This is a genomic window from Limnobacter sp. (genome assembly GCF_964228395.1).
In the GTDB taxonomy this organism is placed as follows: domain Bacteria; phylum Pseudomonadota; class Gammaproteobacteria; order Burkholderiales; family Burkholderiaceae_B; genus Limnobacter.
This window is the reverse complement of record NZ_CAXQZX010000095.1, coordinates 1-8,083: the sequence shown is the minus strand read 5'-3', so window position 1 is coordinate 8,083 and position 8,083 is coordinate 1. Positions and strand designations below refer to the sequence as shown.

At 55.5% G+C, this 8,083-nt stretch carries 7 protein-coding genes and 1 pseudogene; 3 read left to right on the top strand and 5 right to left on the bottom strand.

Features of this window, described 5'->3' with window-relative positions; translation table 11 throughout:
• The 3 genes and pseudogenes from ACEQU8_RS07685 to ACEQU8_RS07675 all read right to left on the bottom strand — a co-directional run.
• Window positions 1-260: pseudogene (locus tag ACEQU8_RS07685) on the bottom strand (recombination factor protein RarA); the annotation flags it as partial.
• 8 nt (window positions 261-268) lie between these two features.
• Entirely contained in the window at window positions 269-955 is a 687-nt protein-coding gene (gene lolA, locus ACEQU8_RS07680) for an outer membrane lipoprotein chaperone LolA (RefSeq protein WP_370262712.1), read from the bottom strand.
• Window positions 956-1,010: 55 nt separating this feature from the next.
• Window positions 1,011-3,323: a DNA translocase FtsK gene (locus ACEQU8_RS07675; protein WP_370262711.1), complete on the bottom strand. Its 2,313-nt coding sequence runs from the start codon at window positions 3,321-3,323 to the stop codon at window positions 1,011-1,013.
• 109 nt (window positions 3,324-3,432) lie between these two features.
• Here ACEQU8_RS07675 and trxB point away from each other — a divergent pair, with 109 nt between their 5' ends.
• The 3 genes from trxB (at window position 3,433) to ACEQU8_RS07660 (ending at window position 6,093) form a co-directional block, all read left to right on the top strand.
• On the top strand, window positions 3,433-4,398 hold the full coding sequence (gene trxB, locus ACEQU8_RS07670) for a thioredoxin-disulfide reductase (RefSeq protein ID WP_370262710.1): 966 nt from the start codon (window positions 3,433-3,435) through the stop codon (window positions 4,396-4,398).
• 93 nt (window positions 4,399-4,491) lie between these two features.
• The gene (locus ACEQU8_RS07665) at window positions 4,492-5,136 is read left to right on the top strand and encodes a Smr/MutS family protein (RefSeq protein WP_370262709.1); all 645 of its coding nucleotides are present in this window, start codon (window positions 4,492-4,494) and stop codon (window positions 5,134-5,136) included.
• Between the two features lie 33 nt (window positions 5,137-5,169).
• The gene (locus tag ACEQU8_RS07660) at window positions 5,170-6,093 is read left to right on the top strand and encodes an alpha/beta fold hydrolase (RefSeq protein ID WP_370262706.1); all 924 of its coding nucleotides are present in this window, start codon (window positions 5,170-5,172) and stop codon (window positions 6,091-6,093) included.
• A 73-nt stretch (window positions 6,094-6,166) separates the two neighbouring features.
• On the opposite strand, the gene ACEQU8_RS07655 is transcribed toward ACEQU8_RS07660, so the two are convergent.
• Both ACEQU8_RS07655 and ACEQU8_RS07650 read right to left on the bottom strand, forming a co-directional pair.
• The gene (locus tag ACEQU8_RS07655) at window positions 6,167-6,505 is read right to left on the bottom strand and encodes a P-II family nitrogen regulator (RefSeq protein ID WP_370262705.1); all 339 of its coding nucleotides are present in this window, start codon (window positions 6,503-6,505) and stop codon (window positions 6,167-6,169) included.
• The coding region (locus tag ACEQU8_RS07650) for an NAD+ synthase (RefSeq protein ID WP_370262704.1) at window positions 6,502-8,083 on the bottom strand (1,582 nt) is incomplete at its 5' end. The genes ACEQU8_RS07655 and ACEQU8_RS07650, both read right to left, overlap by 4 nt.

The following is an 8,083-nucleotide window of genomic DNA, read 5'->3' as shown; positions in this document are numbered from 1 at the left end:
AACAACCTCGCCAAGGTTGTTTTGCCCACACCTGGGGGGCCCCACAACAGCAGCGAATGCACTTTGCGCTGCTCAAAAAGCACGGTGAGGGGCTTGCCTGGGCCTAACAAATGCGTTTGACCCACCACATCGGCCAAGCATTGGGGGCGCAATTGTTCCGCCAAAGGAATGGCGGCGTTGGCGGGCTTGGCCGCCAAGGGGCTGGCAGTCGAAGGCACGGCTGCGGCGTCTGAGTTTGGGTCCTCGCCGAACAGATCCATGAGAGACCCTACCTGGTCTCAATCAAGTCAACCCCAGCGGGCGCCTTGAATTCGTAATGGCCTGCAGGGCGAGCGGAGTTGAATTGCCAGTTCCTCAAGGGAAGTTTCGTAATTTGGCCCAAGGAGTCGTGTATTTCAAGAGCCACTGGCAAGCCCCCTTGCCAACCAATGCGCACATGGTCAAACAAGGTTTCTTTTTCTTTCGGGCTTACTTTTAGCCACTCCAGACCGTCTTTGCTGCCCTCGTCTTGCAAGGCAAAAAGTTTATCCACGTTTTTGCTGCCAAACAGCAACGCCACTGGCGTGGAATCCATGGCGTTGCCAAGGGGTTTGCGTGTGGCGTGCTGCATGTCGGCATCGTATGAGACAACGGTTTGCCCATTGGACATCACCAGCAGTGGATAGGGCTTGGTAATTTCCCAGCGGAATTTACCCGGTCGGGAAAACGAGAACTCCCCGGAGCTGCGTTGCTTGACCGCCCCGTTGCTGCTCACCACCACTTGAGAGAACTCACCATCTGCAAATTGGCGGCTCTCGACGAAGGCTTTGAGCATGTCTTGGGCAGAAGCCTGTGCAAACAAGGGCAGACAGGTGAACAACAAACCCGTCACCCACGTTTGAAGCGTTTTGAAGTTGAAATGAATGTCGAACATGGTGCTGTATGGCTTCAAGAAAATACCTTGTGATTCGGACATGGCAATAAGACAACAACGCATGAGGCAGGTTCAGGTAGCACAGGCTCCAAACCCACTACTCGTCATCTTGCCCTGCCTCGGCACGCACCAGAATGTCCCGGTTGCCGTTGGACTGCATGGCTGACACCAAGCCAGCTTGTTCCATGCTTTCCAATAGGCGAGCCGCTCGGTTATACCCAATACGCAAGTGGCGCTGTACAAAAGAAATGGAGGCCCGGCGGTGTTTTAACACAATGCCCACGGCCTGGTCGTAAAGTGCATCTTTCTCGCCATCAAAACTGCCGGCAGTGGCATCCATGCTGGCGTTCCCACCTTCTTCGGTCGTCCCCCCCTCTAAAATGCCTTCAATGTAATTGGGCTCGCCACCTTTTTCTTTGAGGTATTCGACCACACGGTGAACTTCTTCGTCTGACACAAAAGCACCGTGCACACGCTGCGGCACACCGCTGCCGGGTGGCAGGTACAACATATCGCCCTGCCCCAACAAGGCTTCTGCACCCATTTGATCCAAAATGGTGCGGGAGTCTACCTTGGAGGACACCTGAAAGGCGATTCGCGTGGGGATGTTTGCCTTAATGAGGCCGGTGATTACATCGACTGAAGGCCGCTGTGTGGCCAAAATAAGGTGGATACCTGCCGCTCTGGCCTTTTGGGCCAGGCGCGCAATCAATTCTTCGATTTTTTTGCCCACCACCATCATGAGGTCTGCCAGCTCGTCAATCACAATGACGGTCATGGGCAAGGTGTCCAAGGGTTCAGGGGCATCGGGCGTGAGGCTAAACGGGTTGGGAATGGGCTGCCCCGATTTTTTGGACTCCAGAATTTTTGCGTTGTAGCCCGCGAGGTTTCGAACCCCCATCTTGCTCATGAGGCGGTAACGCTTTTCCATCTCTCCCACGGCCCAATTGAGCGCATTGCCAGCCTGCCGCATGTCGGTGACCACCGGACACAGCAAGTGCGGAATGCCCTCATACACGCTCATTTCAAGCATTTTGGGGTCGATCAGAATAAGGCGCACTTCTTCTGGATTGCTTTTGTACAGCAGCGACAGGATCATGGCGTTGATGCCCACCGACTTGCCCGAGCCGGTCGTGCCCGCCACCAGCAGGTGGGGCATTTTAGCCAAGTCGGCCACAACCGGCTTGCCCGCAATGTCTTTGCCGAGGGCCATGGTAAGTACCGATTTAGAGCCGCTGTACACCTGAGAGCCTAAAATCTCGGTGAGCTTAACGACCTGCCGGCGCGGGTTGGGTAGCTCCAGCCCCATCAGGTTTTTGCCGTAGATGGTTTCTACCACACGGATGGACACCAGGCTTAATGCTCGCGCCAGATCTTTAGCCAGGTTGACCACCTGGGCACCTTTTACCCCTGGCGCGGGCTCCACCTCAAACCGGGTAATCACTGGGCCGGGCTGGGCAGCCATCACCTGCACCTGCACCCCAAAATCGCTTAGTTTTTTCTCGATTAACCTGGAGGTGTATTCCAGTGTGTCGGCAGAAACGGTCTCGATGGCCGCTGGCGCATCATCAAGAAGGCTCAATGGCGGCAGCTCGGTTTCCGCAAGATCTGCAAATAAGGGCTGCTGTTTTTCCTTGATGGCCTGCACCGAAGGCTCCACAGGCACTGCCACCGGCTCTATGCGAATGGGCTTGTGTTCTTCAAATTTTTCGCGTTTTTGCTCGATCTTTTCAACACGCTCCTGCGCCACCTTTTTGCCCGCCTTGCGGTCAAAATAGGCGTTGATCGAGTTCTGTACCCAGAAAAACACGCCCTCCAACCCAGCGCCCACCCGCTCTGCCATGGCTGCCCAGCTTAAGCCCAACAGACCACTTAAGCCTGCAGCCGTGCACAGCAGAAGCAACATGACGGCCCCAGACAACCCCAGCATCAGCTCAAAGGCCTGCGCAATACCTTGGCCCACCACCCCGCCAGCCCCGGCGGGAAGTGATTCGCCGCGAAAGATGGACAACGCCTCCAGCCCCATGAGCCCCAACCACAGCACCAGAAAGCCAACAGGGCGAACCCAGGGCAGCCACTTGGGCAGAGGTTCGTCGAACCCTGGTAACTCGATGGCATCGACCATTTTGCGGGCACGCCAAAGCAGGAAGAAAGAGAGGCCCAACAAGGCATAAGCAGAGTGCCCAGCCAGAAAAAACAGAAAATCGGAAAGATGCGCACCCACCGTGCCGCCAAAATTACTCACAATGTCGCTGCCGGAGGCATGCGACCAGCTGTCGTCTTGCGGGTAGTAAGACACCAGTATCAGGAACAGGTAAATCGAGAATACGAGCAGGCCCAGCCAACGCACTTCAAGCAAAAGCTTGCTGACGCGTAAGGTGCCGGCATTTTGTGGGGTCCTTGAATTCACTGTAATCGGTGTAGGCCGCGATGCAGCATATAATTGAAGCCTGTATTCTGACAAAGTTCGAGGCAAATATCTCGAATCACCCACATTGTGACGTACAAAAGAGGATTCCATGAGCAGTTCTAACCCTTCCCGCCACGCCAAAGTACTTATTCTGGGTTCTGGCCCAGCCGGCTACACGGCCGCTGTGTATGCAGCGCGTGCCAACTTGAACCCGGTGCTGATCACTGGCCTGGCCCAAGGCGGGCAACTCATGACCACCACCGATGTGGATAACTGGCCTGCAGATGCCGACGGCGTGCAGGGGCCAGACCTGATGCAGCGCTTTTTGGCGCATGCGGAGCGTTTCAATACTGAAATACTGTTTGACCACATTCACACGGTGGACTTCAAGAACCGCCCATTCACCTTGAAAGGCGACTCCGGCACCTACACTTGCGATGCACTCATTTTGGCCACCGGGGCCAGCGCCATGTACTTAGGCCTGCCCTCTGAGGAAGCTTTTATGGGCAAGGGCGTGTCGGCTTGTGCCACTTGCGATGGCTTTTTTTACCGCAACCAAGAAGTGTGTGTGGTTGGTGGCGGTAACACCGCGGTTGAAGAGGCGCTTTATTTGTCCAACATCGCCAAAAAAGTGACAGTGATCCACCGCCGGGACAAATTCAAAGCCGAAGCCATTCTGATCGACAAAATGATGGAAAAAGTCAAAGAAGGCAAGATTGAACTGAAAACCGACCATGTGCTGGACGAGGTGCTGGGCAACGACATGGGCGTGACTGGTGCACGCATCAAGTCGACCAAAACAGGCGAAACCGAGGACCTCGCCCTGCAAGGCGTGTTTATTGCCATTGGTCACCGCCCCAACACCGAAATTTTTGAAGGCCAGCTGGAAATGAAGGGGGGCTACATCGTCACCCGCAGCGGCTTGAACGGCCTGGCCACCATGACCAGCGTCGAAGGCGTATTTGCCGCTGGCGACGTGCAGGACCACGTGTACCGCCAAGCCATCACCAGTGCTGGCACCGGATGCATGGCGGCGCTGGACGCCCAACGCTGGCTGGAAGCCCAAGAAGCCTGATGATGCATTAACCGGTGCCAAGCGGCACCGGCCGGGGCGTGTCATGCAGTGCCGACATGCCCTCAAGCCCGTTGTTCCTCGGTAGCATGCAGCATGAAAAAGCTAACCTCGATGGCCGATTTGGAAGGTGTGCGGCGCGCCTTGAAAGAGCAGCGTCTGGATGCCGAGCGCGCTGAAAAGCTGCGCATTGAAGCCGAAAAAAAGCGTGACGCGGAGGCGCGGCTGTTTGAGACCCACGTCAAGGACGTCACACCCCTGCCCCAAATTAACCGCAAGCTGCACAATTTGCCCAAACCTCCCCCGATTGCCCATCAGCGTGAAATCGATGATGAGAATGTACTGCGAGAAAGCATTTCTGACGAAATGGACGTGGAGCGCTTTCTTGAGACCGATGACAAGCTGAGCTACCGCCGCAACGGGATAGGACTGGAAGCTCTAAAACGCCTTCGAAGCGGCAAGTGGGTCATTCAAGCGCAAATTGACCTGCACGGCTTGCGCAGCGATGAAGCCAGGGAGGCAGTTGGCGAATTTTTGCGCAGCGCTGTAAAACATGACATTCGATGTGTCAGAATCATCCACGGCAAAGGATTGGGTTCGATCGGTAAAGAACCCGTGCTGAAAGACAAGGTCAAGCGCTGGCTGGTTCAAAAAGACGAGGTTTTGGCTTTTTGCCAGGCTCCACCCCGTGATGGTGGAGCGGGTGCCTTGTTGGTAATCCTGAAGGCCAAACAACAATAAATCCACAACGCACACGCAGGGAGACGCACTGCAATGAAAGCCGCACCCACGCCTATTGATTGGCAAGCGGGCCATGCCCGATCCAGCACCACTGGCTTGAACATGGCTTGGGAAGCCGCCGGGCCAGAAGATGGAGAAACCATTTTGCTGGTGGCAGGCCTGGGATGCCAGCTCACCATGTGGAACGATGAGTTTTGTAAGCCGCTGCTTGCGCAGGGCTACCGGCTGGTCCGGTTCGACAACCGAGACATTGGCCTAAGCGACCAACACCCCACCAACATGAAGGTGAACGTTCCAGCCACATTTATTCGCAACAAGCTGGGCTTGCGCACACCCACCAACTATAAGTTGGACACCATGGCCAATGACGCCATCGGTCTGATTGATGCTTTGAAGCTAAAACGCCCGCACCTGGTGGGTGTGTCTATGGGCGGCATGATTTCTCAAATTGTGGCAGCTCAAGCCCCCGATAAAATTGGCAAGCTGGTGACCTTGATGTCGAGCACCAACAACCCCAAATTGCCCATGCCCAGCCCGCATGTGATCCACAATATGTTTTTAAAGCGCCCAAAAAGCCAGCACATTGACCATGTGGTAGAGCACGTAGAACGCGTATTCACCGCCATCGGCAGCCCTGGCTACCCGCCCGACCCTGCCAAAATTCGCGAGCGTGCCCGCAAGGCCTATCAACGCGCATACAAGCCAGCTGGTGTGCTGCGGCAAACCCATTGTGTGGTTGCAACTGGGTCGATTGAAGATTACACGCGTGCAATCAATGTGCCCACTTGCGTGGTACACGGCATGGATGATCCCTTACTAAAAAAGGCCTGTTCAGAGCGAATTGCCAAGCTGGTACCCAATGCAAGGCTGCACTTAATTAAAGGCTTGGGGCACGACTTGCCTGAGGCCTTGGCCCCCACCTTTGGCGAAATTATTCACGCGCATTTGGGGGCATAGCGTTTGTTGCTTGCCAACAAAAAGCCCGCATCAAGGTGCGGGCTTTTTGGTGAACGCGATTTGAACAAACCACTTAGATGGCTTCTTCGCCCTGCTCGCCTGTGCGAATGCGAATCACCCGCTCAACGTTGGTCACAAAAATTTTGCCGTCGCCAATTTTGTTGGTGCGTGCCGCGCCTTGAATGGCTTCAATCGCTTGGTCAACCATTTTGTCTTCAATGACGAGTTCGATCTTCACCTTGGGCAAAAAATCAACCACATATTCTGCGCCGCGGTACAACTCCGTGTGGCCGCGCTGACGACCAAAACCCTTCACCTCGGTTACGGTCAGGCCGGTGACGCCAATTTCGGACAGCGACTCACGAACTTCATCGAGCTTGAATGGTTTGATGATGGCAGTGACCAGTTTCATTCAGGAAATCCTTTTAGATCGTTGAACTTGGATGTGATGGGATAACGCCAATCACGCCCGAACGCGCGGTGCGTGACACGAATACCGACAGGTGCCTGCCGGCGTTTGTACTCGTTGATACGAAGCAGTTTAACAGCCTTCACCACGTCTGCCTGGCTAAAACCACTTGCTACGATGTTTTCGACGGATTCGTCTTTCTCCATGTAGCGCGCCAAAATAGCGTCAAGCACCTCGTAGGGCGGCAAGCTGTCTTGGTCCACTTGGTCAGGGCGAAGCTCTGCCGAGGGCGGACGTGTAATGATGCGTTCTGGAATGACCTCACCAATGCTGTTGCGGTAATGGCAAAGCTGGTACACCAAGGTTTTGAAAATGTCTTTGATGACCGCGAAGCCACCAGCCATGTCCCCATACAGCGTGCAATAGCCTGTGGCCATTTCACTTTTGTTGCCCGTGGTTAATACAATGGCCCCGGTTTTATTCGAAATGGCCATCAACAGGGTACCGCGAATACGTGCCTGCAGGTTTTCTTCGGTGGTGTCGGCAGGCAAGCCATCAAACAATGGGGCGAGGCTGGTCTCGAAAGCCTTCATCGAGGGCTCAATAGGGATTTCGTCGTACCGAACCCCCAAACGCTGCACCATGTCGCGTGAGTCTTGCAACGAGATATCGGCCGTGTAAGGCGACGGCATCATGACTGCGCGCACTTTGTCTGCGCCAAGCGCGTCCACGGCGATCGCCAGCGTGAGCGCCGAATCCACCCCACCTGACAACCCAATGATGGCCCCCGGGAAACGGTTCTTGGTGACGTAATCGTGCACGCCCATTTTGAGTGCCTCGTAGACTTGCGCGGTCAGATCAAGCTCAGGCACGGGCGACTGCGAAGCATGCAAGGCCACGGGCTTGCCCGGGCAAGATTCAACATCAAGGATGGCCAGCGCCTCTTGAAACTGGGGCAAACGCATGGCCACATGTTGTTCACCATCCATGGCAAACGAGGCACCATCGAAAACCAGCTCGTCCTGCCCACCCAGCAAGTTGGCATAAACAATGGCCATGCCAGTCTCGGAAACGCGGCGAGCCACCACCGACTGGCGAATGGTTTGTTTGCCCATGTGGTACGGCGATGCATTGGGAACCAACAGGACCTGCGCACCCGCCGCTGCAGCGGCCTCCGGGGCATAGGCGTTCCAAGTGTCTTCGCAGATGTTCAGGCCAAAGCGAACACCATCGACTTCAAACACCAAAGGGCGATTGTCAGGCGTGAAGTAACGCTGCTCATCAAACACCTCGCGGTTGGGCAAATCGTGCTTGTGATATACGCCCACCACCTGCCCCATGTGCAGCACCGAGGCCGCATTGAACAGTTCAGTTTCTTGGCGAACCGGGTGACCCACCACCACATAAATGTCAAGGTGCTGCAGGGCCAGGCGCAAGCCGTCTACTGCTGCATCGGCTTGCCGCTGAAATGATGGGCGCAACAAAAGATCTTCTGGCGGGTAACCAGTGACCGAAAGCTCGGGCGTTAGCAAAATACGCACCCCGTGCGCATGGGCGTGTTGTGCGCACTCCAGGATTTTT